This is a genomic window from Dactylosporangium sp. NPDC000244 (assembly GCF_040300725.1).
Classification (GTDB): Bacteria; Actinomycetota; Actinomycetes; order Mycobacteriales; family Micromonosporaceae; genus Dactylosporangium.
Map to the genome: position 1 here is coordinate 71,284 of NZ_JBEPEH010000029.1, position 26,994 is coordinate 98,277.

Consider the following 26,994-nt stretch of genomic DNA (forward strand, 5'->3'; position numbering starts at 1 on the left):
CCACCGGTTAGCGTGGAGCGCATGCCGTCAGCGCGTGATCCGATTGCCGACCTGCGGCGCATCGCGTTCCTGCTCGAGCGCGCCCACGAGAAGACCTACCGGGTCCGGGCCTTTCGCGGGGCCGCGGCCAAGCTGGGCAAGCTGCCCGACGGGGAGCTCGCCGCGCGGGTCAGGGCGGGCACGCTCACCGAGATCGCGGGCATCGGCGACGTCACCGCGCGGTGCGTGGCCGAGTCGCTCAACGGGGAGGAGCCCGTCTACCTCCGGCGGCTCGAGGCCACCGCGGGGCAGGATCTCGACGCCGAGACCGCCGCGTTGCTCATGGCGCTGCGCGGGGACTGTCACGCGCACTCGGACTGGAGCGACGGGGGCTCGCCGATCGACGAGATGGCGATGGCCGCGGCTCAGCTCGGCCACGAGTATCTCGTGCTCACCGATCACTCCCCCCGGCTCACGGTCGCGCGGGGGCTCAGCGCCGAGCGGCTCGCCGAGCAGCTCGACGTGGTCGCGGACGTCAATGCCGGGTTCCGCAACCTCGGCATGTCGTTCCGGCTGCTCACGGGGATCGAGGTCGACATCCTCGCGGACGGGTCGCTCGATCAGACCGACGAGCTGCTCGACCGGCTCGATGTCGTGGTCGCCTCGGTGCACAGCAACCTCAAGGACGAGCCCGAGGTCATGACGCGGCGGATGGTCACGGCCCTGGCGAACCCGCGGATGGACATCCTCGGGCACTGCACCGGGCGGCTCATCACCGGCGGGCGGGGCACGCGGCCCGAGAGCCGGTTCGACGCCGAGGCGGTGTTCGCGGCCGCGGTCGAGCACGACAAGGCGATCGAGATCAACTCGCGGCCCGAGCGGCTCGACCCGCCGAAGCGGCTGCTACGGGTGGCGCTGGAGGCCGGCTGCCGCTTCACCATCGACACCGACGCGCACGCGCCCGGGCAGCTCGACTGGCTCGCCAACGGGTGCTCCCGGGCCATCGCCTGCGGGGTCCCCGCCGACCGCATCCTCAACACCCTGCCCGCGGACGAGCTGCTGGCGTGGGCGGCGTCGCACCAGTAGGCCCTGGGAGATGCCCACGCCCAGCAGCACGATCAGGCCGCCCACCGGCTGGTGCCAGGTGAGGTGCTCGCCGAGGAAGAGCACGCCGGCGAGGGCGGCCACGAACGGCGGGAAGTAGGTGACCATCGAGCCCGTGGTCACGCCCGCCGTCTGCACGACGTAGTAGTTCAGGCCGAAGGCGATGCCGGTGCCGAAGACGCCCAGCGCGAGCACGCCCAGCCAGACCCGCGGGGTCAGGGAGAGCGGCGACGGGGGCAGGCCGGCGATGATCGGGGCGGCGATGACCAGGTGCAGGGTGGACATGATCAGCTGGCCGGCCGAGAGCTGGAACGGCGAGATGTCGAAGTGCTGCATCAGCCAGCGGGTGTAGTTGAACGCGATCCCGTAGCAGACGACCGCGCCCAGGAGCATGAGCTGCCCGGCGAGTGAGCTGCCGCCGACGCCCTCCCAGACGCCGAGCACGACGAGCACACCCAGGAAGCCGGTCAGCAGGCCCCAGATCTGGCGCCGGCTGGGCCGCTGGGACCGGACCGCCACCAGGGTCACCAGCAGGGTGGTGAGGGGTGCGGTGCCGTTCCAGATGCCCGCGAGCACCGACGGCACGCGTTGCTCGGCGTATCCGAAGAGGGTGAACGGTACCGTCGCCGCAAATGCCGAAAACAGGAACAGATGGCCCCACAGCCGGGCCCCGCGGGGCAGCGGCAGCCGGCGGACCGCCAGGAACAGCAGCAGGGCGAGGGCGCCCAGGGCGATGCGGTAGAGCGCGATGTAGACCGGCGCGAGACCCGTGAGCGCGTCCTTGATGAACATGAAGCTCGTGCCCCAGATCAGGGCGACGGCGGCGAAAGCGGGCAGCCAGCGCTTCGCGTCAGGGGCGGGACTCGTCATAGGCCTTACTCTGCACCAATCCGGAAAGACTGTCGCCGGCGCTGAGCCACACGTTGCGAATTGGCCTGTAGGGTCGGCCCGTGGGTTCTATCGATGACATTGCCAACCGGTATGTCGAGCAGTGGGCGCCCCTCGACCCGATCGGGGCGACCTTCGTCGGCGTGGCCGGCCACGACCACGAGCTGACCGACCTGTCGCCCGACGGCTTCGCCGCGCTCGCCGACCTCGACCGCTCCGCGCTCACCGCGCTGGACGCGCAGACGCCCGCGAACGAGACCGAGCGGGTCGCCAAGGAGGCCATGCAGGAGCGGCTCGGGCTGGCCCTGGAGCGCTACGAGGCCGGCGACCTCGCCAGCGACGTCAACGTGATCTCCAGCCCCCTGCACGGGGTGCGGAGCTCGTTCGATCTGATGCCGACGAGCGGCGAGGAGGCCGTCGCCAACATCGTCGCCCGGCTGGGCGAGGTGCCGCGCGCCCTCGCGCAGTGGCGCCAGACGCTCATGCACGAGGCTCAGCGCGGCAACGTCGCCCCGGCCAAGCAGATCGTCGAGGTCGCCAAGCAGTGCGAGGTCTGGGCCGACCTCGACGGCGACAACTTCTACCCCGACCTGGCCGCCCGCATCGGCGCCGAGAACCCGGCGCTGGCCGGCGAGCTCGCGACCCGCGCCGAGGCCGCGCGGGCCGCCACCGTGGAGACCGGCGAGTTCCTGCGCCGCGAGCTGGCGCCGCTCGGCCGGCCCAAGGAGGCCGCGGGCCGGGAGCGGTATCAGCTGGCCTCCCGCTACTTCCTCGGCGCGACGGTCGACCTCGACGAGGCCTACGCATGGGGCTTCGACGAGCTCGCGCGCCTCGAGTCGGAGATGCGCGCGGTGGCCGACAAGATCGTGCCGGGCGGCTCGATCGACGAGGCGGTCGCCGCGCTGGACTCCGACCCGAACCGGGTCATCCAGGGCAAGGAGGCGTTCCGCGACTGGATGCAGGAGCTCGCCGACGCCACGGTGCAGGAGCTCAACGGCCGCCACTTCGACATCCCGGAGCCGGTGCGGCCGATCGAGTGCATGCTCGCCCCGACGTCGGACGGCGGCATCTACTACACCGGCCCGAGCGAGGACTTCACCCGCCCGGGCCGCATGTGGTGGGCCGTGCCCCAGGGCGTCGACAGCTTCTCGACCTGGCGCGAGGTGACGACGGTCTACCACGAGGGCGTGCCCGGGCATCACCTGCAGATCGCCCAGACGTACGTGCGCGCCGAGCTGCTCAACCGCTGGCGCCGCGTGCTCGCCTGGTCGTCCGGCCACGGCGAGGGCTGGGCCCTCTACGCCGAGCGGCTCATGGACGAGCTCGGCTACCTCTCCGACCCCGGCGACAAGCTCGGCATGCTCGACGGCCAGGCGTTCCGCGCGACCCGCGTGATCGTCGACATCGGCATGCACCTCGAGCTCGAGATCCCGCGCGACAACCCGTTCGGCTTCGCGCCGGGCGAGCGCTGGACGCCGGAGCTCGGCTGGGAGTTCCTGCGGGCGCACTGCCGCGTGGAGGAGAAGAGCCTGCGCTTCGAGCTCAACCGGTATCTCGGCTGGCCCGGGCAGGCCCCCTCCTACAAGCTCGGCGAGCGCGCCTGGCTGGGGGCCCGGGCCGACGCCCAGGCCCGCAAGGGCTCGGCCTTCGACCTGCGGGCCTTCCACCGCGACGCGCTCAACCTGGGCTCCCTGGGCCTGGACCCCCTGCGCGCCGCCCTGGCTCGGATCTAGGGCCGGATCCAGGGCCGGAAACCGAGCAGCAGCGCGTTCTGCAGCCCGGCGGGGTCCCGGATCTCGCCCTGGTGCCGCAGCCCGGCGTCGAAGATCACGGTCTGGCCGGCCTGGTGCGCGAGCACCAGGCCGCCGGCCGTGAACACCACGTAGTTCTGCTCGCCGCTGCCGGGCAGGGCGACGGACTTGCCGGTGGTCGTGTCCACGATCGTGAAGGTGTCGCGCTTGCGGCTCGGGTCGGTGCCCTTCCAGCCCGCGGCGACGTAGCGCCCGTCCGCCGACAACCCGCGCGCCGACCAGCCGTCGTAGTGATCGGCCATCGCGGCCGGCGGCGTGTACTTGTACGACTTCCCGTTCGCGACCCGCTGCTGCCCGACCGTCTTGGCCACCTTGGAGCCGTCGGGGGAGTACGACTCGACCTGCTCGGCCGTGGGCAGCGCGGTGTCGGCCTTGGTGGGGATGCCGACCAGGTGCTGCTGGTTGCCCTTGGTGAGCACCAGCTGGTCGTCGCCCTTCCAGATGAGCGTGTCGGCGCCGAGGCAGAGCACGCCGGTGCCGAGCGTCTGCTGGTGGCTCCCGTCGGTGTCGGCCACCTTGAGCGTGCCGTTGACGTCGTCGCTGCCCTCGACCCAGGCCAGCCGCTTGCCGGTGGGCGAGATGGTGATGGTCTGCGAGACGCAGTGGGCGTCGTTCCGGTCGCCGGGGATGCGGGCCGTGACCTTGTCGTCGGTCCCGGTGACGGCGTGCACGACGTACTCGGTCGGCGTGCTCGCGAGATACCATCGCGTCCCCTTGAGCACGGTCTCGGTGACGCTCGGGGGAGCGCTGGACTCCACCTTTCCAGGCGGGCTGGTGGTGGCGCTTGTTGTGGCGCTCGTGGTGGAGGAGGCAGCGGGAATCGGTGTCGGGGCGGTGCCGTCGGGCTGGAGGGCGAACGCGACGCCGACCGCTCCCGCGAGCACGGCGAGGGCCGCGGCCGAGGCGGTCATGGCCCGCCGCACGCCGAGCCGGCGCGAGGTCCGCAGCACGCGATCGTGCAGGTCGACGTTGCGCACCTCACCGGCCAGGTCCGCCAGGTCGAGGCGCAGACGGCTGTCGTTCATCGGGCAACCCCTTCCAGGAGGTAGAGCTCGGCGAGTTCGGGCGCCACGACGCGCAGCTTGGCCAGCGCCTTGGACGTCTGCGACTTGATCGTGCCGACGGTCACGCCGAGCAGGTCGGCGGCCTCGGCCTCGGTGCAGTCCTCGAAGTAGCGCAGCACCAGCACGGCCCGCTGCTTGACCGAGAGCCTCAGCAGCGCCGCCCGCAGCGTCATGCGAATCGTGGTCTGATCGGCGTGGTCGCCGGCCTGCCGCGGCTCGGGCAGCTCGCCGGGCATCGCCTCCGCGACCCGGCGCCGCCACCAGGAGACCTGCAGGTGGTACATGACCTTGCGGGTGTACGCCTCGGCGTTCCCGCGGTCGCGCAGCCGGCCCCACGACCGATGCGTCCGCGCGAGGGCGGACTGCACGAGATCCTCGGCCAGGTGCTGGTCACCGGTGAGCAGATACGCCGAACGCAACAGCGCGGCGCTGCGGGATCGCACGAACGAGTCGAACTCATCCATGGAGGTGGTTTCCTCGGGGTCGATGGGGCGGACGCACACCATGACGCGGGTTTGATCCCGGACGGTTGCCGGTTCCCCGAAGAAAGTTCCGCGGTGCCCGGAGCGGTCAGTCCGTCGTGCGCCACCAGCGGCGCGAGGCCAGTCCGGCCAGCACGCAGCCCGCGGTGTTGAGCAGCACATCGTCCACGGAGGACACCCGGTCCAGCTGCAGCACGTACTGCAACGTCTCGATCAGGATCGAGCACCCCGCCCCGAGCGCCAGGACCCGCGGCACCGACGCGAGCGCCGCGAACCGGATCGGCGCGAAGAACCCCAACGCCGCGAGCACCAGCAGGTTGCCGCCGATCCCGAGCGGCCCCATCTCGACCAGGTCCCGCAGCGGTATCAGGCTCAGGCGCCCCGGCACGATGCCGGCCCCGGGCCCGGGCATCATCGTCAGCCAGATCCACGGCACCGTCCCGTGCACCATGGCCACCTCGGCCAGTGACAGCCGCCACGCCGACGCGATCCCGGCCGCCCGCCGGACGCTCGCCAGCGCCCACGCCACCAACCCGGCCACCGGCAGCAGCACCAGCGTCATGAGCACGACGCCGTTGTCCGTGTCGAAGCAGCCGTGCCACCGCCCGGTCATGCACGCCGGCGCGGGCATCATCAGCATCCGCCGGAAGGCGAACACGAACAATGCCAGGGCGAGGATCGGCAGGCCGAGGAGCGCGACCCGGCGCGTGCGGCCGGGGCGGGCGGGCAGGGTTGTGCTGGGGTTCATGCCCCCATTGAAGACGGCCGGATGTTGCGGCAGCGTATGCGTTTTCAGGCGGCGGAGCGGTGAGGGTGCGGTGCGAGTACCGTTCGCGTGCGGGTCAGTGTCGCGAAAGGGTTTGCGAACTGCAGCACCAGCGCGCCGAACTCCGCGCTCGAGTGGCATTGGATGATGAGGAGCTGGTCGCCCCGCCGGACGTCCCAGAATGTCCTGCCGTGAGCGCCCGCTGTAATGATTCCCGGCAGGTGCAGGGGGTTTCGGCGCTCCGGCAGCGGCGGGGCCTCGGAGCGCGGCGCGATGCGAATGGAGGCCACGGCGGTCAGTGGGACTTCGACGCGGTCGCGCCGGGTCCAGAGACGGTCCAGGCCCTGCGGCTCGATGACCAGGGCGCTGCCGGTCACGGTCAGCTGGAGATTCGTCGGGACCTTCATCAACGCGAGCAGACCCGCGGCCAGCACGATCGGGACCGCCGCGAGCACCAGTGCGGAGCTCATGAAAACCGAATGTACGCGCGTCGACCTCCGCTGTCGGGGGTTTAGGGAAACCGATGCGGTGAAGCTCCGTTCGGACGAATTCCAACGGGCGACGGAAGGCAGTTGCATTGAAGTTCACAATTGACTGGAATGACGGGGCCGTGGTCCTGGTGGATCAGACCCGGCTGCCGCACGAGCACGTCGTGCTGCGGCTGGAGACCGTCGACTCGCTCGTCGAGGCGATCCAGCGGCTGCGGGTGCGGGGAGCGCCGGCGCTCGGGGTCGCGGGGGCGCTCGGGGTCGCGCTCGCCGCGAAGCAGTTCGAGGGGGAGCGGGAGCGGGCTCAGGCGGTACACCTGCTGCGAACGGCGCGGCCGACGGCGGTCAACCTGGCGCGCGGCGCGCAACGGGCGGCGGCGCTGTTGCCGTCCTTCGACGCGGTGCTGGCGGAGGCGCTGCGCATCCGGGACGAGGAGATCGCCAGTTCCCGGAGCATGGCGCAGCGCGGGGCCGACCTCGTGCAGAAGCTCTGCGGGGACGGCGCGCGGCTGCTCACCCACTGCAACACGGGCGGGCTGGCCACGGTCGTGGACGGCACCGCGCTCGCGGTGGTCTTCGAGCTGCACCGGCGGGGGCGGCTCGGCGGGGTGGTCGCCAGCGAGACCCGGCCGTTGCTGCAAGGGGCGCGGCTCACCACGTGGGAGCTGCGCCGCGCCGGGGTGCCGCACCGGCTCGCCGTCGACTCGGCCGGACCGTTCCTCATGGCGCGCGGCGAGGTCGACGCCGTCATCCTCGGCGCGGACCGGATCTGCGCGAACGGGGACGTGGTGAACAAGATCGGGTCGTACGCCCACGCGCTCGGGGCCCGCGCCGCCGGCATCCCGTTCATCTGCGTGGCGCCGGAGTCCACGGTGGACCTGGGCACCGCGTCCGGGGCGGACGTGGAGATCGAGGACCGGGGCGCGGCCGAGGTCGCGGGGTCCACGGCGCCCGAGGGCACCGACGCGCTCAACCCGGCCTTCGACGTGACGCCGGCCGAGCTGGTGACCGCGGTGGTCACCGACGCCCGGACGTTCTCAGGCCGGGCGGACGGCCCGGACGGTCTTGCGGTCGGCTGACACGGACTCGATCCAGCCGCCGACCCGGCCCAGGCGCAGCAGCACGTCCGCGCGCGCGGGCAGGTCGGCGGACTCGCCCGGCTCCGGCGGCCAGGCCACGCGCGCGGTGTGGCCGGGGGTGAGCCAGGGGGTCAGCGCGCCGATGGGGTCGGACCCGTCCAGCGCGGCGCGGGCGGCGGCCAGGTCGGCCAGCACCGCGTCGAGCGTCCGGCCGACGGCGGGCGCGTTGCCCCCGCACATCGCCGCGGTGAGCTCCGGGCGGGAGGCGGCGACGCGGGTGCCGTCGCGGAAGGAGCCCGCCCCGAGCGTCCCGGCGAGCGGATCGTTGGAGATGAGCGCGGCGACCGCGGCCGCGACGAGGTGCGGCACGTGCGAGATCGCGGCCGTGGCGGCGTCGTGCTCGTCCGCGGTGGCCGGCACGACCCGGGCCCCGAGGCCCGTGACGAGCGCGGCCAGGTCGACCCAGTCGCGCAGGCCGGCGCCGTCCTCGGTCAGACACAGCACCCAGGCGCAGTCGTTGAACAGGCGCGGATCGGCGGCGGTGAAGCCGGACGTCTCGCGGCCGGCCATCGGGTGCCCGCCGATGAACGTGGCCAGCGCCTGCCCGCCGGTGCGCAGGCGGTCGGCGGCCAGGTCCCGCACCGGGCCCTTCACCGAGGTGACGTCGGTGACGACGCCGACGTATCCGAGCGACGCGAGCTCGTCGAAGACCGCCCCCACGGCCGGCAGCGGCACCGCGACGACGGCCAGCTCGGCGTCGCGCACGGCATCGGCGATCGAGCCGGTCACGTGCCAGCGTGCGTTGGCCGGGGCCTGGGCCGCGGCCGTGCGCGCGGTCGCCCTGGTCGCCGGGTCCGCGTCGTAGCCGCTCACCCGGTGCCCGTGCACCGCGAGCGCCCGCAGGACCGACCCGCCGATCAGCCCGAGGCCGATCACCGCCACGTTCAACGTCGCATCACGCACTGCGGAACTGTCGCACACCCCCCGGTCACCCGTTCGGCTCGGGACGGCCGCCGAACGCCTTATGCGGCCCAATTCGTTCACATTTGCACGATTACATCCCGTTACCGTGCGTCCATGCGACTTATCCCTTTTGTGGCGGCTGCCGTCGCGGCCGTCGCCGTGCTCACCGGCGGCATCGCGAGCGCGGCCGGAGCCGAGCGGGGCCCGCGAGTCTCCCCGCAGTTCGACGGCACCGTCTACACCACCGCCTACCTGGGCGAAACCGTCTACGTGGGCGGCTCCTTCGGCAACGCGATCGTGGGCGGCCGCAGCGTCGCCCGGTCCCGACTGGCGGCCTTCGACGCGCGCACCGGAGCGCTGCTGAACTGGGCCCCGAACGCGGACGACACCGTGCGTGCCCTGGCCACCGACGGTCACGCTGTGTACGTGGCGGGCGACTTCTCACGCATCTCCGGCGCCAAGCGGGACTCGCTCGCGAAGCTGGACGCGACCTCGGGCGCCGTCGATGCGTTCAGCCACGCGATCGCCGGTTCGCCGGTGACCCTCGCGGTGCAGGGCAGCCGGCTGTACGTCGGCGGCCGCTTCACCCAGATCGACTCCTCCCGGCGCGCCAACCTCGCGGCGTTCGACACGGCCACGGGCGCGCTGGACGCCAGGTGGACCCCCACGACCGACGACGCCGTGGAGTCGATCGCGGCCGGGAAGGGCCGGGTGTACCTCGGCGGCTCCTTCCACAAGACCGGCAACGTCTCGAACTCGCTGCGCCTCACCGCCGTCGACCCCGTGACCGGCGCGCTCGACAAGGGCTTCCAGCCGCGCCCCGAGGCCGTCGTGCACTCCGTGGCCGTCGGCGCCGACGGCACCGTCTACGCCGGCATGGGCGGGCAGGGCGGCCGGGCCGCGGCCTACGCGCCCGACGGACGGCAGCGCTGGCTGCGGGTCTTCGACGGCGACGTGCAGGCCGTGGCGGCGCTCGGCGACGTGGCGTACGTCGGCGGGCACTTCGACCGCGCCTGCAAGACCGCCCGGAACGGCAGCCAGGGCGTCTGCACCGACGGCTCGCTCAGCCGGGTCAAGCTCGCCGCGGTCGACGGCTCCGGCCGCCTGCTGGACTGGGCGCCGCAGGCCAACGGCATCGTCGGGGTGCGCACGCTGACCGCCGCCGAACCGCTGCGCCAGGTGGTCGCCGGCGGCGAGTTCACCATGGTGGCCGGGGCGAGCTGGAAACGGCTCGCGGTCTTCGGCTGACGCACCGGGCTAAGCTGCAAGACGTGGCAGTGAGCGAGTCGCAGTGGAAGGAGCCGGGCGGTCCCGCCGCGGCGACCGCCCCGCCCGGCCCCTGGCCGGGTGCCATGGGGCCGCCGGTCGTGGGGCCTCCGCCGCGCCTGAGCGCGCAGCCGCCCACTTCGCGGCCCCCGACCCCCGCCGCGGCCTACGGGGCGTGGCAGGGCGCGCTGAAGCCGCCCGTGTTCCGGGTCAGCCAGCCCCGGCCGACCTATCGGGAGCCGCTGCCCGTCCGTGGCCAGATGGTCGCGCTGGGCGGCGCCGCGGGCGCGGCCTGGATGCTGCTGTTCGGGCTGCTCATGAACTCCTCGGCCCGCGCCTACGTGTGGACGTCCATCGTCGCCGGGTTCCTCGCCTGGGGCGCGGCCGCGATCCTGGCCCGCTTCGGCGACCGGGGCGTGGCGGTAGGGGTGGCCGCCGCGAGCGGTGTCGCGCTGGCGATCGCGGGCATTCTCGTCGCCTACCGTCTAGCGGGCGGCGACTGGCTGTTGTGGTGAAAAACGCTCACTTGACGAGCGTTCCGGCGAGGATCACGCTCAGCGACATGGCTTTGAGGCTGCAGCGGCTCGACCCCGAGCGGCGACGCCGGCGGCTCGCGCTGCTGGTCGAGCTCGCGGACGCCAAGGCGCTCCGCGAGCGGCTCCACCCCCGCCGGATGCGCGCCGACCGCCTTCGCGAACTCATCGCCAACCGGCGCCGCATCGCGGGCTGAGCCCTCGCCAAGCCCTCACTGAGCCCTCGCTGGGCACTTGCCCAGCCCTTCGGACCCGTTTGCGTTCACCCGATCGGGCGCAAGAAGAGGACGACTCGCCGAGACGAACTCGGGGGCCCTTTGCCAGCAAGGCGCAACCCGCTCGAATAGTGTTCACGCGTACCGACGAGCACCGACCGGGGGGACCGTGTCGCACTTCGCTGCCGCTGTCACGCGAGGCGCTGAGGGCTGGGCCGCAGCCGAGCTCGACCTCAGCGGCGTCGCCGACATCGAAGAGATCACCGATCGTCTGCGTGACGCCGATCCGGAGGCGTCCGTCTCGCTGCTGTTCGTCGAGTCCGACGACGCCTACCTCGCGATCCTGCGCCTCGACGAGGGCGAGGATCTGCGGGTCTTCGGCTCCGACCAGGTGTTCGCCGAGGATTCGCGGCTGGGCGCGATCCTGCTCGGCGACATCGAGGAGCAGCTGCCCGAGATCGCCGAGGCCGACGTCGACGAGCCGGACGAGGCCGACGACGAGGACGAGGACCGGCCCTCGGCCGAGCCCGACGTCGAGCCCGTCGGCGACCCCGAGCTCCTGGCCGACCTCGGCGTGTCCGGCGGGCGGCTGCTGGAGCTGTGCGCCCAGGAGGGCATGCTCCCGGCCGACATCACGGCGGAGATCTGCCAGGCCGTCGGCGCCGGGGACGAGATCGAGGAGCTGCGCGAGGCGTGATCCGCCGGTGGGAGTCGGCCATGCGCCGCGCGCTGGAGGTCGCGGCCGGCGCGGGGGCCGACGTCCCCATCGGGGCGGTGCTGCTCGGGCCGGACGGTGCCGAGCTCGCCGCCGCGCACAACGAGCGCGAGCTGACCGGCGACCCGACCGCGCACGCCGAGATGCTGGTGCTGCGCCGGTCGGTCAAGGCCGACGGCTGGCGGCTCGAGGACTGCACGCTCGTCGTCACCGTCGAGCCGTGCACGATGTGCGCGGGCGCGATCGTGCTCGCCCGCGTCGGGCGGGTCGTGTTCGGCGCCTGGGAGCCCAAGACGGGCGCGGTCGGCTCGCTGTGGGACGTCATGCGCGACCGGCGGCTCACCCATCGCCCCGAGGTGATCGCCGGGGTGCTGCCGGAGGAGGCCTCAGCGCTGCTGCGCGAGTTCTTCAGGGACCATCGCTTGGAGTAGCGGCCGTGCCGCTGCCCGGGCCGCCTCGGTCCACGGGGCCGGGCGCAGCGTGCCCGGGTCGAGCTTCACGTTGACCCGCCGGCCCTCCGCGTGGACCGTGGCGCCGTCGGCGGAGAGGATGCGGAAGCGGTACACCGCGCTGCTCTCGCCGAGCGACTCGATCCAGAAGTGCACGCCGATCTCGCCCGTGCCGCGGACCGGGGCCCGGTAGGCGATCGAGTATTCGGCGACGGCGTGCACGGCATCGGGGGTCGAGGGCCGCCCGCCCGCGAACGAGACCCCGCGCTCGCCCCACCACTGCGACAGCGCGCGCTCCAGGAAGACCGCGTACCGCGCGTTGTGCACGATCCCCATCGGGTCGAGGTCGTCGAAGTGCACCGTGAACGGCTCTACGTGCCCAGACGAATGACCAGACATCACGCCTCCAGAAGGTGAGGTTGAGGGCTCAGGCCGCGCAGCCGGTCGAGGGCGGCGGCGCGCGCGTGTTCGTAGACGTTGCTCGCGGGCCGCAGCCGTGACTCGTACACGGCCGCCGTGCCGTGCGCGTTGAGCTCGAAGGACAGCTGCTGCGGGTCGGTGCCGGGGTCGAGCTCGCCCAGCTCGACGGCCTCGGTGATGATCCGCTCGAGCAGCGCGTGCCAGCGCTCCAGGGCCGCGGCGAGCCGCGCCTGCACGGGGCCGGGCCGCGCCACGAACTCGAACTGGGCGAGGCCGAAGAAGCACCCGCCGGGCAGGTCGCCCGAGGAGATGTCGGCGAGCCGGTGCTCGTGCAGCGCCCACAGCCGGCGCACGCCCCGCGGCCGGTGCAGGGCCGGGCGCACGACGCGCTCGGTGAAGCGCGCCTCGGCGTGGTCGACCGCGGCGAGCTGGAGCTCCTCCTTGGTGCGCCAGTGCGCGAAGAGGCCGGACTTGCTCACCCCGAGGCGCTCGGCGAGCTGGTTGAACGACAGGCCCTCGAGGCCGGACTCGGTGGCCAGCACGACCGCGGCGTCGAGGGCGGCGGTGCGGGAACGCTCGCCGCGCGCCAGTCGGCCGTCAATCATGCTCAGACGGTACCAACAAAAAGTGCGACCGATCGGATTGTTTTATGTGGGCAGGGTCACCGTCACGCTTTTTTGGCAGTGCCACCATCACGCTTGTGCACGTGGCAGGGTCACCGTCACGCTTTTTTGGGCAGCGCCACCATCACGCTTGTGCACTTGGCAGGGTCACCGTCACGCGCAGCCCGCCGCCGCCGTCGCGCGGCTCGGCCTCGGCCGTCCCGCCGTGCGCGACCGCCACCGAGCGGACGATCGACAGCCCCAGCCCGGTGCCGCGGGCCGAGCCGGTCCGCGACCGCAGTCTCCGGAAGGGCTCGAAGAGGCCCGGGATCTCGTACGGCGGGATGACGGGCCCCGTGTTCTCCACGACGAGCCGCGCGCGGTCCCCGGCCCGCGTGGTCGTCACCCAGACCTTCCCGTCCGGCACGTTGTACGCCAGCGCGTTGTCCACCAGGTTCTGCACGACCCGTTCGAGCAGCACCGGATCGCCGACGACGACCGCCGGCTCGAACTCGGCCGAGACCTCCTGGCCCGAAACCACCCGGCCGGAAACCACGTGCCGCGCCACCGAGGCCAGGTCGACCCGCTCGTGCACGGTCAGCGGCTGGTCCGAGGCGACGAGCGTGAGCAGCCCGTCGATGAGCCGCTCGTGCCGCGCGTTCACGGCCAGCAGCGTCTCGCCCAGCTGCACCACCTCCGGCGGCGGGTCCGGCCGGCCGAGCGCCACCTCGATGAGCGTGCGGTTGATGGCGATCGGCGTGCGCAGCTCGTGGGAGGCGTTGGCGGCGAACCGGCGCTGCCCGTCGAAGGCCTGGTCGAGCCGCTCCAGCATCGAGTCGACGGTGTCCGCGAGCTCCTTGATCTCGTCCCGCGGCCCGCTCATCGCGATCCGCTCGTGCAGGTTGCCGCCGGCCACCCGCCGGGCCGTCTCGGTGATCCGCTCGACCGGCCGCAGCGCCCGCTCCGCGACGAGCCAGCCGAAGCCGACCCCGATCACGGTCACCAGGCCGAGCGCGATCGACCCCTGGGTGACGAGCGCGTCGAGGGTGGCCTGCTCGACCTGGTCCTGGCGGGCCTGCAGCTGCTGCACGAGGTCGAGGAAGCGCCGCTGGTCGACCCCGAGGGCCTGGCGCACCTCGGGCGGCAGGTCGTCGAGCTTGACGTTGGAGTTGCGCTGGTGGATGTTCTGCTGGACCAGCAGGTACGTCACGCCGAGCAGCAGCACGCCCCCGGCCAGGAACAGCGCGCCGAACAGGGCGGTCAGGCGGACGCGGATGCGCAGGTGCTTCACGGAATCTGGTACCCCACTCCGGCGACGGTCTCGATCACGGGCGGATCGCCCAGCTTGCGGCGCAGCGTCATCACGGTCACCCGCAGCACGTTGGTGAACGGGTCGATGTGCTCGTCCCAGGCCCGCTCCAGCAGCTGCTCGGCCGAGACGACGGCACCCCCGGCCCGCAGCAGCTCCTCCAGCACCGCGAACTCCTTGCGGGTCAGCCCCACGTAGTGCCCGTCGCGGAACACCTCGCGCCGGTTCGGGTCCAGCCGCAGGTCGCCGCGCTCCAGCACCGGCGGGGCGGCCGCGCGGGCGCGCCGGCCCAGGGCCCGGACCCGGGCCACCAGCTCGGTGAACGCGAAGGGCTTGCCCAGGTAGTCGTCGGCGCCGAGGGACAGCCCGGCGACCCGCTCGGCCACGGCCGAGGCCGCGGTGAGCATGAGGATGCGGGTGTCGGGCAGCCGCGCGCTCACCTGGCGGCAGACCTCGTCGCCGTCGACGCCGGGCAGGTCGCGATCGAGAATCACCACGTCGTACTCGTTGACCCCTAGCCGTTCCAGGGCCCCCGAGCCGTCGTAGGCGACGTCGACCGCGAACGACTCCCGGCGCAGACCTTCGGCGACGGCGTCGGCCAGCAGCTGCTCGTCCTCGACCACCAGCACTCGCATGCCCTCATCGTGCCCGCCGCGACCGTAAGGCGGGGATAAGCGCCGGTGCTGACGCCCCGCTTACGGCCGCGCCCCTTGACTGGGCCGCATGAAGAAGCTGCTGGTTCTGCTCTCCTGCCTGCTGCTGTTCGGGTGCTCGTCGAAGCCGTCCGGCCCGTCGGTGGCCTCGGCCGACCAGGGCACCGCGAAGCCCTCGGCCTCGGCCGCGGTCGACAAGGCTGAGGCCAACCGTCAGTTCGCGAAGTGCATGCGCGAGCACGGGGTCGACGTGCCCGATCCCGGCCCCGACGGCAACATCCAGTTCGACCCGAACGCCACCGGCGGCGACCGGAACAAGGCGGTGTCGGCGGCTTCGGCCTGCCAGCGGTACCTGCCCAACGGCGGGACCCTCGAGAACCTCTCGCCGCAGCAACTGGAGCAGGCGCGGGCCTTCGCCAAGTGCATGCGCGAGCACGGGGTCGACATGCCGGACCCGGACCCGAACACGGGCGTCTCCGCGATCCTCAACAGCGGCCTGGACTTCAACTCGCCCACCTTCAAGGCCGCGGCCGAGGCCTGCAAGTCGGTGGTGGGGCGGTGAAACATCTGGTGTGGCTTGTGCCCGTGCTCGTCGTGGCGGGGGTGGCGGCTTACGTCGGCCTCAACCGTCCGGCTCCCGCGACGAGCGCGGCGCCGGCCGTGAAGACCGCCACGATCACCAAGGGCACGCTCACCGCGACCGAGACCGTGGACGGCACGCTCGGCTTCGGCGATCCGGTGACGGTCAACGGCCGCCTGCCCGGCATCGTCACCGGGCTGCCGGCCGAGGGGTCCACGGTGCGGCGCAACGAGGTGTTGTACCGCGCCGACGGCCGCCCCGTCGTGCTGTTCTACGCCGCGGCGCCCTTCTACCGCGCGCTGAAGCCGGGCGACGAGGGCGAGGACGTGCGCGCGTTCGAGGCCAACCTGGCCGCGCTCGGGTACAAGGGCTTCACCGCCGACGACGCGTTCACCGGCGCCACCGCCGACGCCGTGCGCGACTGGCAGTCGGACCTCGGGCTGCCGGAGACGGGAACGGTCGAGCTCGGCCGGATCGTCGTCGCGCCCGACGCCGTGCGCGTGGGCGAGGTCAAGGCGCACCTCGGCGACAACGCGGCCGGCCCGATCCTGCAGTGGACGGGCTCGACCCGGCTGGTCACCGTCCAGCTCGACGTGACCGAGCAGCGCCTCGCGGCCGTCGGGGCCGACGCCACCGTGAAGCTGCCGGACGACCGCGAGGTGCCGGGGAAGATCGCCGCGATCGGGGCGGTGGCCACGGCATCGGTGCAGAACAACCAGACCAAGGTGACCGTGGACGTGACCGTGACCGTCGCCGACCAGGAGAAGCTGGGCACCTACGACGCGGCGCCGGTGACCGTGATTCTGGTGTCGGAGCAGCGCCCGGACGTCCTCATCGTGCCGGTCGGCGCGCTGGTGGCGCTGGCCGAGGGCGGCTACGGGCTGCAGGTCGTCGATGGCGGTACGACTCGCATCGTGGCGGTGCGGACCGGCCTCTTCGCCTCCGGGCGCGTCGAGGTCTCCGGCCCCGGCCTGGACGCGGGCCTGACGGTCGGAGTCGCCGGATGATCGCGCTCGAGTCGGTCCGGAAGGTGTACCCGGGCGGCGTCGTCGCCCTCGACGACGTCTCGCTGCGCGTCGAGGCGGGCGCGCTGGTCGCCATCGTCGGCCCGTCGGGCTCGGGCAAGTCGACGCTGCTGCACCTCATCGGCGCGCTGGACGTGCCGACGAGCGGTACCGTGCGCCTCGACGGCCGGGACGTGTCCGCGCTCTCCGACGCCGGCCTGTCCCGGCTGCGCGCCACGACCATCGGGTTCGTCTTCCAGCAGTTCCACCTCGCGCCGGGCAGGTCGGCGCTGGACAACGTGGCCGACGGGCTGCTCTATGCCGGCGTGGCCCTCCCCTCCCGCCGGCGCCAGGCGGCCGCGGCCCTGGAGCGCGTGGGCCTCGGGCACCGCCTCGCCCACCGCCCGCACGAGCTCTCGGGCGGCGAGCGGCAGCGGGTGGCGATCGCGCGGGCGGTGATCGGCTCGCCGCCGCTCCTGCTGGCCGACGAGCCCACGGGCAACCTGGACAGCGCGGCCGGTTCCCAGGTCATGGCCCTGCTGGGCTCGCTGTGTGCATCGGGGACGACGGTCGTGGTGATCACGCACGACCGTGACATCGCTTCGTCGCTGCCCCGGCAGATCTCGCTGCTGGACGGTCGTCTGTCATGAAATTTACGGACATTCTGCGCCTCGGCTCCGCGGGGCTGCGGACGCGGCCGCTGCGGGTCGTGCTCTCCGCGCTCGGGATCGCGATCGGCATCGCCGCGATGGTCGCGGTCGTGGGCATCTCGACCTCCAGCCGCGCCGAGGTCGACCGCCGCCTGGCCGCGCTCGGCACCAACCTGCTCACCGTCGGCCCCGGCAAGTCGTTCTTCGGCGACGCCTCCCACCTGCCCGAGGAGGCCGAGGCCATGGTCGCGCGCATCGGCCCCGTCACCACGGTGTCGGCGACCGGGCGGGTCACGTCGGCGCACGTGTACCGCACCGACCGCATCCCCTCGGCGGAGTCCGGCGGCATCGCGGTCCTCGCGGCGCGCACGACGCTGCCGGGCACGGTCGGCGCGACCGTCCACGCCGGCACCTGGCTGGCGGCGCCGACCTACCCCACCGTGGTCCTGGGCTCGCGGGCGGCCGAGATCCTGGGCCTGACCGACGGCCTGGGCCTGAACGTCTGGCTCGGCGGGCATTGGTTCACGGTGGTGGGCATCCTGGATCCGGTACCGCTGGCGCCCGAGCTGGACTCCGCCGCCCTCGTCGGCTGGCCCGTGGCCACGTCGGTGCTCGGCTTCGACGGCTACGCGACGACCATCTACAGCCGCTCGCGCGACGACGCCGTATCGTCCGTGGCCGACGTGCTGGCCGCGACCGCCAACCCCGCCGCGCCGAACGAGGTGCAGGTCTCCCGCCCCTCGGACGCGCTGGCGGCGAAGGCCGCGACGGACCAGGCGTACACCGGCCTCCTACTGGGCCTGGGCGCGGTGGCCCTGCTGGTCGGCGGCGTGGGGGTCGCGAACACGATGGTCATCTCGGTGCTGGAACGCCGGCCGGAGATCGGCCTGCGGCGCGCCCTGGGCGCCCGGCGGCGGGACATCCGAGCCCAGTTCCTGGCGGAGTCCCTGCTCCTGGCCGGCCTGGGCGGCTTCTTCGGGGTGCTGCTGGGCCTGCTGGTGACGGAGTCGTACGCCGCGTGGCGCTCGTGGCCGGCGGTGTTGCCGCTCTGGTCTTTGGTCGGCGGCTTCCTGGCCACGCTGGTGATCGGGGCTGTGGCGGGGCTCTACCCGGCGATGCGCGCCGCTCGCCTGTCCCCGACGGCGGCGCTGGCGGCCTGATCAAGCCCTCTCGCCTGTCTTCTACGACGGCGGCGCTGGCGGCTTGATGCGGCGTGCCCTTCCCCGGCGGCCTGATGTAGATCCGATATGTCGGGCGCTTCGCGCCGCGACATATCGGATTTATACATTATGCCCGCTTTTACTGGATGATCGTCTTGAGCGCGATCTCGACCATCTGCGAGAACGTCTGCTCGCGCTCCTGCGCCGTGGTCCGCTCGCCGGTCTTGATGTGATCCGAGACCGTGAGCAGCGTGAGCGCGCGGGCGTTGTAGCGGGCCGCGATCGTGTAGAGCGCCGCGGACTCCATCTCCACCGCGAGCACCCCGTAGTCGGCGAGGCGGTCGTAGAGGTCGGGCCGATCGGTGTAGAAGGCGTCGGCGGCGAGGATCGGCCCGACGCGCATGGAGACCCCCTGCTCCGCGGCGACGTCGACGGCCGTGCGCAACAGCCCGAAGTCGGCGACGGGCGCATAGTCGATGAGCCCGTCGAACCGGGCGCGGTTCATGTTGGAGTCGGTGCTGGACCCGATGGCGGCCACGACGTCGCGAAGCTTGAGCTCATCGCGGATCGCCCCGCAGCTGCCGACCCGGATCAACGCCTTGACCCCGTAGTCGTTGATCAGTTCGTGCGCGTAGATACTCGCCGAGGGCATGCCCATGCCGGACCCCTGCACGGAGACCTCGACGCCCTCGTACGTCCCGGTGAACCCGAGCATGTTCCGCACGGTCGAGTAGCAGCGGGCATCCTTGAGGTACGTTTCGGCGATCCACTTGGCTCGCAGCGGGTCCCCAGGCATGAGGACTCGCTCGGCAATCTGACCCGGCTCGGCGCCGATATGCGTGCTCATAGGGGTGATCCTGCCAAACGGCGAGCCCCCGCGCGGATGGCCCCGGGGAGTCAGGTAACCTCATCGGCGGTGGCGTGTCCGAGTGGCCTAAGGAGCACGCCTCGAAAGCGTGTGAGGGTGCAAGCCCTCCCGGGGTTCGAATCCCCGCGCCACCGCACTCTGGCCAGCGAGAACGCCCGGCGCTCCTCTCGGAGTGGACCGGGCGTTCGGCATTTCAGTCGCAATTCGTCTCGGTTGCCGTGCGGGTGGTCTGCGCGTCCTTGGCGGCCTCACTGATCCCTCTCCTGCACCTTGATCGACACGCGCTGTACTACAAGTCGCGCGCTGTACTACATGGAATCTGGCATGCTGTAGTACAGAACGCAGCCCTGTACTACAGCATGTCGCACAGGCCCGTGAGAGGGAGCATGCATGATCCCAGCGGATGTTCCTGCCCTACTCGCCGAGTTGCAGCAGCTCGGCAACGATCACTTCCTCTGCGAGGTCAAGCGCTCGCAGGGAGGGCTACCGGCCACGCTCTGGGAGACGGTCAGCGCGTTCGCCAATGCTCAGGGTGGCTGCATCCTGCTGGGTGTCGATGAACGATCCGGCTTCGCCGCGGTGGGTGTCACTGATGCCGGTGCGATGGAGAGCCAGATCGGCGCGGTATGCGCGGAGATGGAGCCGGCCGTCCGGGCGGAGATCTTCACGGTCGCCATCGACGGCAAGAACGTCGTCGCCTGCTCAGTCCCACCGACACCACGCGATCAGCGCCCGTGCCACAAGAGAAGCCTTGGGCCCTGGGCCGGGTCGCGGATTCGGGTCGGCGACGGAGACCGGCGGCTCACCGACTACGAGGTCGCCGTGCTGCTCGCAAACCGTACCGAGCAGAAGCACGACGTCCGGGCCATGCCCGATGCCAGCGTTGCAGACCTGGACCAGGACGCACTCGGTCGATTCCTCCACCGGATTCGAGAGACCAGAGGCGAGATCTTTCGGAAGATCGACGACGAACACGCCCTGGCGATGCTCAACGTCCTGACCGTCCACGAGGGCAGGCTCGTGCCGACGCTGGCCGGCCTGCTGACGTTCGGCATCTATCCGCAGACCTTCGAGCCGCAGCTCAACCTCACCTTTGTCGCCTACCCCACCAGCGAACCCGGTGTGCTGGGCCCGGCCGGTGAACGGTTCACCGAGAACCGGTCCGTGGACGGTTCGATCCCGTTCATCGTGAACGAGTGCGTGCGCATCCTGAAGCGCAACATGAAGCGACGCAGCATCGTTTCAGGCATCTTCCGCATCGACGAGTGGGAGTACCCAGAAGAGGTCCTGCGCGAGGCGTTGGTCAACGCGCTGGTCCACCGAGACTACTCAGATTTCGCGCGCGGCATGCAGGTCCAGGTCGAGATGTACCCGGATCGGCTGGTGATCCGTAACCCCGGCGGGCTCTACGGGCCGGTCGACGTCGGCGCGCTGGGCATTACCGGCGTCACGTCATCACGGAACAAGGCCCTGCTCAAGATCCTGGAGGATACGCCGTACTTCGATGGTCATATGGTGTGTGAGAACCGCGGGAGTGGAATCACCCGGATCCGGATCGCGCTCACCGAAGCCGGCATGGAGCCGCCGCATTTCACCGACTCAATCTCATCGTTCACCGCGGAGTTCCCGAATCACACACTGCTCGACCAGGAAGCGCTCGAATGGCTGCAGTCCCTCGACAACCGGCCGCTGTCGAGGTCGCAAATGAGCGCCTTGGTGATGATGCGCAACGGCGTCGTGATGACGAACAGCACCTATCGAGCGTCCACTGGCATGCAGGACAGCCGGACGGTCACTCGCGAACTGCGGGACCTTGTCGAACGGGGTCTGATCGAACAGGAGGGAACGCGGGGAACGACAACGTATCGCCTCCCCTCGAACGATCCGCTTCGGCCGGACCAGCCTGACGGGCCATCGAAGACGGACGACGACCTGACCCGGCACTCGGCTCGGGTGATTGGCGTGCTCTCCGCCGAGGGGTCGTCTCGAAGCGAGATCGAGGAGCGCACCGGCTTGAAGCCGCACCAGGTCTTTCGCGCCTTGAAAGTGCTCCGGGAGCGGGGTCTGGTGGAGATGACTGGCCAGCCACGATCGCGGACCGCTCGCTATCGGCCGGTACCGCAGAATCCGGAAGCCTGAGGTCGCGCGCCGCGAGTGCCAACGTTCAACCAATCGGGATCGTCTCATTCGTCAGCGCCCGCCGACGGCCTCGGCGGTCCACCGTGTCACCCGCACCCAGCTCGTGAACCCTACGGACCTCCACGGCCGGAGGAAGGCAGACCTCGAAAGCGTGTGAGGGTGCAAGCCCTCCCGGGCTTCGAATCCCCGCGCCACCGCCAGCGGCCAGCAGAAACGCCCGGCACCTCCTTTTTCGTCTCAGCCGCGTCGCCGCAATACGCGTCGGCGGCTCACACCAGCGTGGCCGCTCGGCGGCGCGTCTACCCAGGCATCGCCGGGTCTTGTGCGGCCGCGAACGGAAGGGCAGCGACAGCTTGGCGCGTCACTACGCATACTTGCAATTTATATCCCAGTTAAGTGGAGCTTCGGCGACGTTGACGAGGACGAATCGTCACCGCGCAGTCCGTGGTCTCAAGGCGCCGCCCGACCCGGCGTAGTGGACCTCATGAGCGTGACGCGCCGCAGCTATGGGGCGGACTCGCGGATCTGAGCCGAAGTCCGCCAGCGCTCGCGAGCCCGGCGGGTGTGGTCCAGCGGCGTGGGGCTAACTGCTGACCTCGGTGATCTTCTCGGCGCCGAACGTCTCTATCAGCAGCCGAACAGCCGCCTCCTCGCTCGTTTCCCGAACCTCCGACGCGTCATCGAGCAGTTCGTCGCCCGGGTCGAGGCCAGGAAAGCGCGGGTCGGTGACCGGCGAGTCGTACTCGGGATCGAACGGAGGCTCTTCCGCCGCCGTGCCGTCCCAGGCCGAGTTTCCACCGCGCCCCGCTGGCTGGCCTCCGGCCGCCGGTGCCGGGCCCGCGTTGGGGCGGCGAGTGCTGCCGGCCGCGGACGCCGCAGCCCGACTGGCGGCCTCGCGAGCCTTCTCCAGAGCGCTGGAACCGCCCTGCCGCGGGCGGGCGGGAGCGGCGGTATTGGGGCCGCCCGTTGTCGCCGTGTTCCCGCTGGAGACAGATGCGGCCGGATTTGGGGCGGCGTTTCCGGCATATGCGGACGAACTGGACGTGGCGGGCGCCGCGGGAGGGGCCGCGATGACGGGGGGTGCCGACACGGACGAGTGGGCGGGCACGGTGCTCGGCGGCTGAGCGACGGCGGCCGGCGGCTGGGAGACGGTGACGGGCGCCGGTGGGGTCGCCGGAGTCGGCCAGTCCTCCGCCGGGGCGGGAGCGCTCGCCACCGCGCCGCCAGGGACCGCGGCGACCGGCCACTCCTCGTCCGCGGTCGAGGAGGCGATCGAGGAGGTGGCCGAGGAGGCGGTAGAGGCAGTGGCAGAAGCGGAGGGAGACGCGGCACGGGCGCTCTGGGGCCGAGCCTGCTGAGGCGGTGCGCCGTACGACTGGCCGCCGGCCGGACCCGAAGGCGGGCCGGACGTCGGGGCCGATGGGCCGGAGGGCTGGGGCGTGGGCTTCGGGGGCGCGGGGCGGTTGCCGCCGCCCCCGCCGCCCGGCTGGCCGCCCACCTCGCACCGCACCTGCCAGCGGCCGCCGAGCAGTTCCTGCAGGGCCTTCAGCAACACGTCCGGGGAGGCGTTGAGCATGTCGGCGTGCGTCGAGTATTTGAAGCCGAGCACCAGCGTGGTGCCCTCGACGTCCTGGACCGTTGCCTCGCGGATGATGGCGCCGGCTTTCTTGCTCTTGTCGTTCACCAGGGCCAGCAGGTCGGGCCAGACTCGGCGGATCGCGTCGGCGTCCATGCCTCCGCCGCCGCTGTTCACCGGAGCGGCCGGGGCGACTGGAGCGGGCGGAGCGACCGGAGCGGCCGAGGCGACTGGAGCGGGCGGAGCGACTGGAGCGGGCGGGGCCGGATCGGCAGCTGGGGGCGCAGGCGTGGGTGCGGGCGCAGGCGAAGGGGTCTCGGACCAGGTGCTGGGCGGCGTCGGCGCCGCGGGCGGGGCGGCGTTCGAGCGGGCGTCGCGAATGTAATCCAGGCCCCGGTTCCCACTGTCGGCGGCCGGGGCAGGAGTAGGCGCGGGAGCGGGGGACACCGGAGCAGGCGCAACCGGAGCGGCGGGGACGCCGCCGGCCTGGAGGCGGCGCTCCATGCGCTCAAGGCGCTGCAGCAGGGCCGAGCTCGAATCGTCCGCGCCCGGCAGGAGCATGCGCGCGGTGATGAGCTCGAGCAGCAGGCGCGGGGCCGTGGTGCCGCGCATCTCGGTGAGGCCGTTGTGCACGATGTCGGCGAAGCGCGAGAGGGTGGCCTGGCCGAGCTGGGAGGCCTGCGCGGCCATGCGGTCGAGCTGGTCGTGCGGGGCGTCCAGCAGGCCCTTGTCGACGGCGTCGGGCACCTGCTGCATGACGATCAGGTCGCGCAGGCGCTCGAGGAGGTCGGAGGCGAAGCGGCGCGGGTCGTGGCCGGCCTCGACCACGCGGTCGATGACGCCGTAGGCGCCGCGGCCGTCGTCGGCGGCCAGGGACTCGCACATCTCGTCGATGAGAGCCACGTCGGTGACGCCGAGCAGGGCGACCGCGCGGCTGTAGGTGACGCCGTCCTCGCCCGCGCCCGCGATGAGCTGGTCGAGCACCGACAGGGTGTCTCGGGCGGAGCCGGCGCCGGCGCGGACGACCAGCGGGAAGACCGTGGGCTCGACCTTCACGCCCTCCGCGACGGTGAGCTGCTCGATATAGGGCCGCAGGACGCCCGGGGGAATCAGCCGGAAGGGGTAGTGGTGGGTCCGGGACTTGATCGTCCCGAGGACTTTCTCCGGCTCGGTGGTCGCGAAGACGAACTTGACGTAGTCCGGCGGCTCCTCGACCAGTTTGAGCAGCGCGTTGAAGCCGGCCGAGGACACCATGTGGGCCTCGTCGATGACGTAGACCTTGAAGCGGCTCGACACCGGGGCGAAGAACGCCCGCTCGCGCAGGTCGCGCGCGTCGTCGACGCCGCCGTGGCTGGCCGCGTCGATCTCGATGACGTCGATCGAGCCGGAGCCGTCGGGCGCGAGGTCCCGGCAGGACTGGCACTCGCCGCACGGCTCCGGGGTCGGGCCGCGCTCGCAGTTGAGGGAGCGGGCCAGGATGCGGGCGCTACTCGTCTTGCCGCAGCCGCGCGGGCCGGAGAAGAGGTAGGCGTGGTTGAGTCGTCCGGAGCGCAGCGCCTGCGACAGCGGCTCGGTGACGTGCTCCTGGCCGATGACCTCGGCGAACGTCCGAGGCCGGTACTTGCGGTAGAGCGCGAGCGCCACCAGCGGTCCTCCGATCGACTAGAGCCGGGACCACCGTACTCCCGACCACCGACACTTTCGGCGGGGCGTCACGCGGGCGGGCTCGGATATGAAACACCGCTCGTGCACCCGACAGAGCTCACTTATCCTTGCTGCCTTCCGGCCCTGGGGAGGTTCATGAGGTGTCGCCGCACGAGCGGCTTACGGACCACAATACCCGGTGCACGAACCCGGCGAGCGATGGGTATCCTGGCGCACGGAGGATTCGCCTAGAGGCCTAGGGCGCACGCTTGGAAAGCGTGTTGGGATAAAACCCTCACGAGTTCGAATCTCGTATCCTCCGCCGGTTCTACCAGGCGAAACGCCGGGCTACCGCTCACCGGGGCCCGGCGTTGCCGCTCCTGGCGCGAAGGCCGCAGATGGCGCACAGCCGAGTGTGGCGAGCGTCTCATGCCCTGGTGCGGCCACCGGGCGAAGCCGGACTCCCGGAACGACATCCGCCGGACAGGCAAACGTCATGTCGCCATCTGCGATGTGGCAGGTCGATGCCTTCTCCGGCGTGACACCGCGTGCGACCATCTGATTACCTGTCGGAGGGGGCAGCGATGTTCTACCGGAGCTCGGACATCCTGATCACCAGCACGCACGTGGTCGTCCTGCACCCGCGGGAGCTGCGGTTCCCGCTCGAACAGATCGTGGCGCCGTATGTCGTGAAGCACGGTTGGGGGGCCGGCTTCCGGGTGGGGCGCGAGATTCGCGCGCGCCTCGGCTCGACCGACGTACGCCTCTTCTACACCACCGATCGGGCGACATTCGGCGCCGTGCGCAGGGCCCTGATCCGTGCCCTGGAGTGCCGCACCGACCCGCTGCCGATCTGACGCCGGCCACCCAGGGCGTCGCCGCGCTATGCAACCGGCTTCTCAGCACTCTGCGATATGGCAGATTGAGAGCTGGCGCACAGGTATGCGGCCATGCAACCATCGAAGGAGAGCCACGAGGGGGCGAGTGGCGGAAAACGCAACAGCGCCCGGCGGTCACCGGGCGCTGTTTTCCGTTGCGGCCGCCACTTCGGTCACGCGGAGCGGCAGCATCGATACCTGATGTTATCCATACCGCACGACCGGCCCCTTGAGCAAGGCCGAGGGGAAGGGAAATGCGAATGTTTTATCAAGGCCCCGACCTGATCGTGACCACCGACCACGTCGTGATCCTGCGCCCGTCACCCGTGCAGTACCGCCTGGACTTTCTCGAGGGCGTCTATGTGCTGCACCACCCGCGCTCCGGCCGCTCCCGCCCGGCCCAGGAGATCCGTGCCCGCTACGGCCAGCACGACGTGCGGCTGTTCCACAGCACCGATCGGCAGACCTTCGGCCAGGTGCGCCGCGCCCTGATCCGGGCGCTGGAATGGCGCGACCGCACCGGTGCGGTGAGCTGACCGTGACCTTACTGTCCAGTAGGTAACGATCCGGCGAATCTGCCATATCACCGATTGCCGTATGGCGGCCAAGTCCTACACTAGGCCACGGCTCGATAGGTCATCCGAGCGAGCGACCATATTTCCGGACAAGGCCGGGTATGGCCGACTCGGTTGTTTTCATGTCTTACCCATACGCCTCGACTAGGCGCGTAGGCTGAACCACGCTTTGCGATATGGCTAGTAGACATACGTCCAACGAGGGACATGATGAGTTCGGGTGACGCGCCCGCGGCTGCTCGCCGGAAGGTTCGGCTGGCGATCAAGGACGCCCGCTCCCAAAAGGGAGACACCCAATCTCAGGTCGCCGAGGCGATGGAGTGGTCCCTCTCGAAGGTGATGCGGATCGAGTCCGGCGAGGTCACGATCTCCGCGAACGACCTTCGCCCGCTGCTGTCCTATCTGGGCATCAAGGATCGCGACACCGTCGAGGATCTGATCCAGGCCGCCAAGTCGTCCAAACGGCAGCGGAGGCAGTGGTGGGACGACCGGCGTTATCAGGACATGCTGACGCCGGCCCTGCGTCAACTGATCAGCTTCGAGGCCGAGGCGACCGTGATACGGAGCTTCGCGCCGGCGGCGATCCCCGGATGGCTGCAGACCGAGGCCTACGCCCTCGCCGTGACCAGCGGCTTCGTGGGCGACCTGACCGATGACGAGATTCGCACGCGCGCCGAGATCCGGACCGCGCGTTGGAAGGCGCTGCGCGATCGCGCCCCGCGCCCCAAGCTTTTCGCACTGTTCGACGAGTCGGTACTCCTGCGCCGGTACGGCGGGGCCGAAGCGCTCGGTGAGGCGTTGTCCGCGGTCAGTTCGGCCATTGCCGAAGGCTGGCTCAGCGTGCGCCTCCACCCGCTTTCGAGTCCGTATCCGCCTTTCGGTCAATACGACCTGCTGTACTTGTCGAGCGAGGACAACAGCCACGCAGTGTTGTACCGAGAGAGCTATACCATCGACGAAATCGTCGACGATTCCGTCCGTATTTCGCGACACCGCGAGGGCTGGGATCGGATGTGGGATGCCTCGATCGGGGAAGTCGAATCGGCCCGCAGGATAGCCGCCGCCGCGAAAGCTCCCGCCACCGCGGACCTCTGGCCGGCCGATGAAGGATCTTCGGCCTGACGCCGAAGGACC

Annotated in this window: 27 protein-coding genes, 2 tRNA genes, 1 other RNA gene and 1 pseudogene; 18 read left to right on the plus strand and 13 right to left on the minus strand. The window is 71.4% G+C overall.

Annotated features, from left to right (window positions below; all coding sequences use genetic code 11):
- Positions 1-21 precede the first annotated feature (21 nt).
- Positions 22-1,065 (plus strand): PHP domain-containing protein, encoded by a 1,044-nt coding sequence (locus ABT369_RS36010; RefSeq protein WP_350618948.1) that lies wholly within the window; start codon positions 22-24, stop codon positions 1,063-1,065.
- Between the two features lie 72 nt (positions 1,066-1,137).
- On the opposite strand, the pseudogene ABT369_RS36015 reads toward ABT369_RS36010, so the two are convergent.
- Positions 1,138-1,953, minus strand: a pseudogene (locus ABT369_RS36015) (DMT family transporter); the annotation flags it as partial.
- A gap of 80 nt (positions 1,954-2,033) precedes the next feature.
- Here ABT369_RS36015 and ABT369_RS36020 point away from each other — a divergent pair.
- A complete protein-coding gene (locus tag ABT369_RS36020; RefSeq protein ID WP_350618950.1) occupies positions 2,034-3,704 on the plus strand; it encodes a DUF885 domain-containing protein in 1,671 nt (556 codons plus the stop codon).
- Here the strand turns inward: ABT369_RS36020 and ABT369_RS36025 are convergent.
- From ABT369_RS36025 to ABT369_RS36040, 4 genes are all read right to left on the minus strand, one after another.
- Positions 3,701-4,807 carry a hypothetical protein gene (locus ABT369_RS36025; RefSeq protein WP_350618952.1) on the minus strand — a complete coding sequence of 369 codons (1,107 nt, stop codon included), beginning with the start codon at positions 4,805-4,807 and terminating at the stop codon, positions 3,701-3,703. The genes ABT369_RS36020 and ABT369_RS36025 overlap by 4 nt on opposite strands.
- Positions 4,804-5,310: a SigE family RNA polymerase sigma factor gene (locus ABT369_RS36030; protein WP_350618954.1), complete on the minus strand. Its 507-nt coding sequence runs from the start codon at positions 5,308-5,310 to the stop codon at positions 4,804-4,806. Before ABT369_RS36030 ends, ABT369_RS36025 begins: the two co-directional genes overlap by 4 nt.
- 106 nt (positions 5,311-5,416) lie before the next feature.
- On the minus strand, positions 5,417-6,076 hold the full coding sequence (locus tag ABT369_RS36035) for a VanZ family protein (RefSeq protein ID WP_350618956.1): 660 nt from the start codon (positions 6,074-6,076) through the stop codon (positions 5,417-5,419).
- 44 nt (positions 6,077-6,120) lie between these two features.
- Entirely contained in the window at positions 6,121-6,564 is a 444-nt protein-coding gene (locus tag ABT369_RS36040) for a hypothetical protein (protein WP_350618958.1), read from the minus strand.
- 107 nt (positions 6,565-6,671) lie between these two features.
- Between ABT369_RS36040 and mtnA the strand changes: the two genes are divergently transcribed.
- Positions 6,672-7,661 carry an S-methyl-5-thioribose-1-phosphate isomerase gene (gene mtnA, locus ABT369_RS36045; protein WP_350618960.1) on the plus strand — a complete coding sequence of 330 codons (990 nt, stop codon included), beginning with the start codon at positions 6,672-6,674 and terminating at the stop codon, positions 7,659-7,661.
- Here the strand turns inward: mtnA and ABT369_RS36050 are convergent.
- On the minus strand, positions 7,620-8,624 hold the full coding sequence (locus ABT369_RS36050; RefSeq protein ID WP_350618962.1) for a prephenate dehydrogenase: 1,005 nt from the start codon (positions 8,622-8,624) through the stop codon (positions 7,620-7,622). The genes mtnA and ABT369_RS36050 overlap by 42 nt on opposite strands.
- 114 nt (positions 8,625-8,738) lie before the next feature.
- Here ABT369_RS36050 and ABT369_RS36055 point away from each other — a divergent pair, with 114 nt between their 5' ends.
- From ABT369_RS36055 to ABT369_RS36075, 5 genes are all read left to right on the plus strand, one after another.
- The gene (locus ABT369_RS36055) at positions 8,739-9,872 is read left to right on the plus strand and encodes an NHL repeat-containing protein (RefSeq protein WP_350618964.1); all 1,134 of its coding nucleotides are present in this window, start codon (positions 8,739-8,741) and stop codon (positions 9,870-9,872) included.
- 23 nt (positions 9,873-9,895) lie between these two features.
- Complete coding sequence (locus ABT369_RS36060; RefSeq protein ID WP_350618966.1) at positions 9,896-10,405, plus strand: hypothetical protein; 510 nt, start codon at positions 9,896-9,898, stop codon at positions 10,403-10,405.
- 47 nt (positions 10,406-10,452) lie between these two features.
- Positions 10,453-10,620 (plus strand): hypothetical protein, encoded by a 168-nt coding sequence (locus ABT369_RS36065; protein ID WP_350618968.1) that lies wholly within the window; start codon positions 10,453-10,455, stop codon positions 10,618-10,620.
- Between the two features lie 187 nt (positions 10,621-10,807).
- Entirely contained in the window at positions 10,808-11,335 is a 528-nt protein-coding gene (locus tag ABT369_RS36070) for a tRNA adenosine deaminase-associated protein (RefSeq protein ID WP_350618970.1), read from the plus strand.
- Positions 11,336-11,355: 20 nt separating this feature from the next.
- Positions 11,356-11,784, plus strand: coding sequence for a nucleoside deaminase (locus ABT369_RS36075; protein ID WP_350619112.1), 429 nt, complete (start codon positions 11,356-11,358; stop codon positions 11,782-11,784).
- Here the strand turns inward: ABT369_RS36075 and ABT369_RS36080 are convergent.
- The 4 genes from ABT369_RS36080 to ABT369_RS36095 all read right to left on the minus strand — a co-directional run bounded on the left by ABT369_RS36080 (position 11,740) and on the right by ABT369_RS36095 (position 14,768).
- Positions 11,740-12,201 carry an acyl-CoA thioesterase gene (locus ABT369_RS36080; RefSeq protein WP_350618972.1) on the minus strand — a complete coding sequence of 154 codons (462 nt, stop codon included), beginning with the start codon at positions 12,199-12,201 and terminating at the stop codon, positions 11,740-11,742. The two genes, ABT369_RS36075 and ABT369_RS36080, sit on opposite strands and share 45 nt — an antisense overlap.
- A complete protein-coding gene (locus tag ABT369_RS36085) occupies positions 12,201-12,827 on the minus strand; it encodes a TetR/AcrR family transcriptional regulator (protein ID WP_350618974.1) in 627 nt (208 codons plus the stop codon). The genes ABT369_RS36080 and ABT369_RS36085 overlap by 1 nt, the downstream gene beginning before the upstream one ends.
- A 142-nt stretch (positions 12,828-12,969) precedes the next feature.
- Positions 12,970-14,115, minus strand: coding sequence for a sensor histidine kinase (locus ABT369_RS36090; protein ID WP_350618976.1), 1,146 nt, complete (start codon positions 14,113-14,115; stop codon positions 12,970-12,972).
- Positions 14,112-14,768 (minus strand): response regulator transcription factor, encoded by a 657-nt coding sequence (locus ABT369_RS36095; RefSeq protein ID WP_350618978.1) that lies wholly within the window; start codon positions 14,766-14,768, stop codon positions 14,112-14,114. The genes ABT369_RS36090 and ABT369_RS36095 overlap by 4 nt, the downstream gene beginning before the upstream one ends.
- Before the next feature lie 88 nt (positions 14,769-14,856).
- On the opposite strand from ABT369_RS36095, the gene ABT369_RS36100 reads away from it, so the two are divergent.
- From ABT369_RS36100 to ABT369_RS36115, 4 genes are read left to right on the plus strand one after another with little or no spacing between them, the layout of a single operon-like run.
- Positions 14,857-15,348, plus strand: coding sequence for a hypothetical protein (locus ABT369_RS36100; protein ID WP_350618980.1), 492 nt, complete (start codon positions 14,857-14,859; stop codon positions 15,346-15,348).
- Entirely contained in the window at positions 15,345-16,373 is a 1,029-nt protein-coding gene (locus tag ABT369_RS36105; RefSeq protein WP_350618982.1) for a peptidoglycan-binding protein, read from the plus strand. The genes ABT369_RS36100 and ABT369_RS36105 overlap by 4 nt, the downstream gene beginning before the upstream one ends.
- Positions 16,370-17,020, plus strand: coding sequence for an ABC transporter ATP-binding protein (locus ABT369_RS36110; protein WP_350618984.1), 651 nt, complete (start codon positions 16,370-16,372; stop codon positions 17,018-17,020). The genes ABT369_RS36105 and ABT369_RS36110 overlap by 4 nt, the downstream gene beginning before the upstream one ends.
- Positions 17,017-18,180, plus strand: coding sequence for an ABC transporter permease (locus tag ABT369_RS36115; RefSeq protein WP_350618986.1), 1,164 nt, complete (start codon positions 17,017-17,019; stop codon positions 18,178-18,180). The genes ABT369_RS36110 and ABT369_RS36115 overlap by 4 nt, the downstream gene beginning before the upstream one ends.
- A 139-nt stretch (positions 18,181-18,319) precedes the next feature.
- Here ABT369_RS36115 and deoD read toward each other — a convergent pair whose 3' ends face one another.
- Positions 18,320-19,027 carry a purine-nucleoside phosphorylase gene (gene deoD / locus ABT369_RS36120; protein ID WP_350618988.1) on the minus strand — a complete coding sequence of 236 codons (708 nt, stop codon included), beginning with the start codon at positions 19,025-19,027 and terminating at the stop codon, positions 18,320-18,322.
- 68 nt (positions 19,028-19,095) lie between these two features.
- On the opposite strand from deoD, the gene ABT369_RS36125 reads away from it, so the two are divergent.
- A tRNA-Ser gene (locus ABT369_RS36125) sits at positions 19,096-19,182 on the plus strand.
- A gap of 256 nt (positions 19,183-19,438) precedes the next feature.
- Entirely contained in the window at positions 19,439-21,187 is a 1,749-nt protein-coding gene (locus ABT369_RS36130) for an ATP-binding protein (RefSeq protein WP_350618990.1), read from the plus strand.
- Between the two features lie 583 nt (positions 21,188-21,770).
- Here the strand turns inward: ABT369_RS36130 and ABT369_RS36135 are convergent.
- Entirely contained in the window at positions 21,771-24,407 is a 2,637-nt protein-coding gene (locus ABT369_RS36135; protein WP_350618992.1) for a DNA polymerase III subunit gamma and tau, read from the minus strand.
- Positions 24,408-24,496: 89 nt separating this feature from the next.
- Positions 24,497-24,590, minus strand: an RNA gene (gene ffs / locus ABT369_RS36140) — signal recognition particle sRNA small type.
- 54 nt (positions 24,591-24,644) lie between these two features.
- On the opposite strand from ffs, the gene ABT369_RS36145 reads away from it, so the two are divergent.
- The 4 genes from ABT369_RS36145 (at position 24,645) to ABT369_RS36160 (ending at position 26,982) form a co-directional block, all read left to right on the plus strand.
- A tRNA-Ser gene (locus ABT369_RS36145) sits at positions 24,645-24,729 on the plus strand.
- 262 nt (positions 24,730-24,991) lie between these two features.
- Positions 24,992-25,264, plus strand: a complete 273-nt coding sequence (locus ABT369_RS36150; protein WP_350618993.1) for a hypothetical protein — start codon at positions 24,992-24,994, stop codon at positions 25,262-25,264.
- A 281-nt stretch (positions 25,265-25,545) separates the two neighbouring features.
- Entirely contained in the window at positions 25,546-25,821 is a 276-nt protein-coding gene (locus ABT369_RS36155; protein WP_350618994.1) for a DUF6232 family protein, read from the plus strand.
- 249 nt (positions 25,822-26,070) lie between these two features.
- Entirely contained in the window at positions 26,071-26,982 is a 912-nt protein-coding gene (locus ABT369_RS36160; protein ID WP_350618996.1) for a helix-turn-helix domain-containing protein, read from the plus strand.
- Positions 26,983-26,994: the final 12 nt, after the last annotated feature.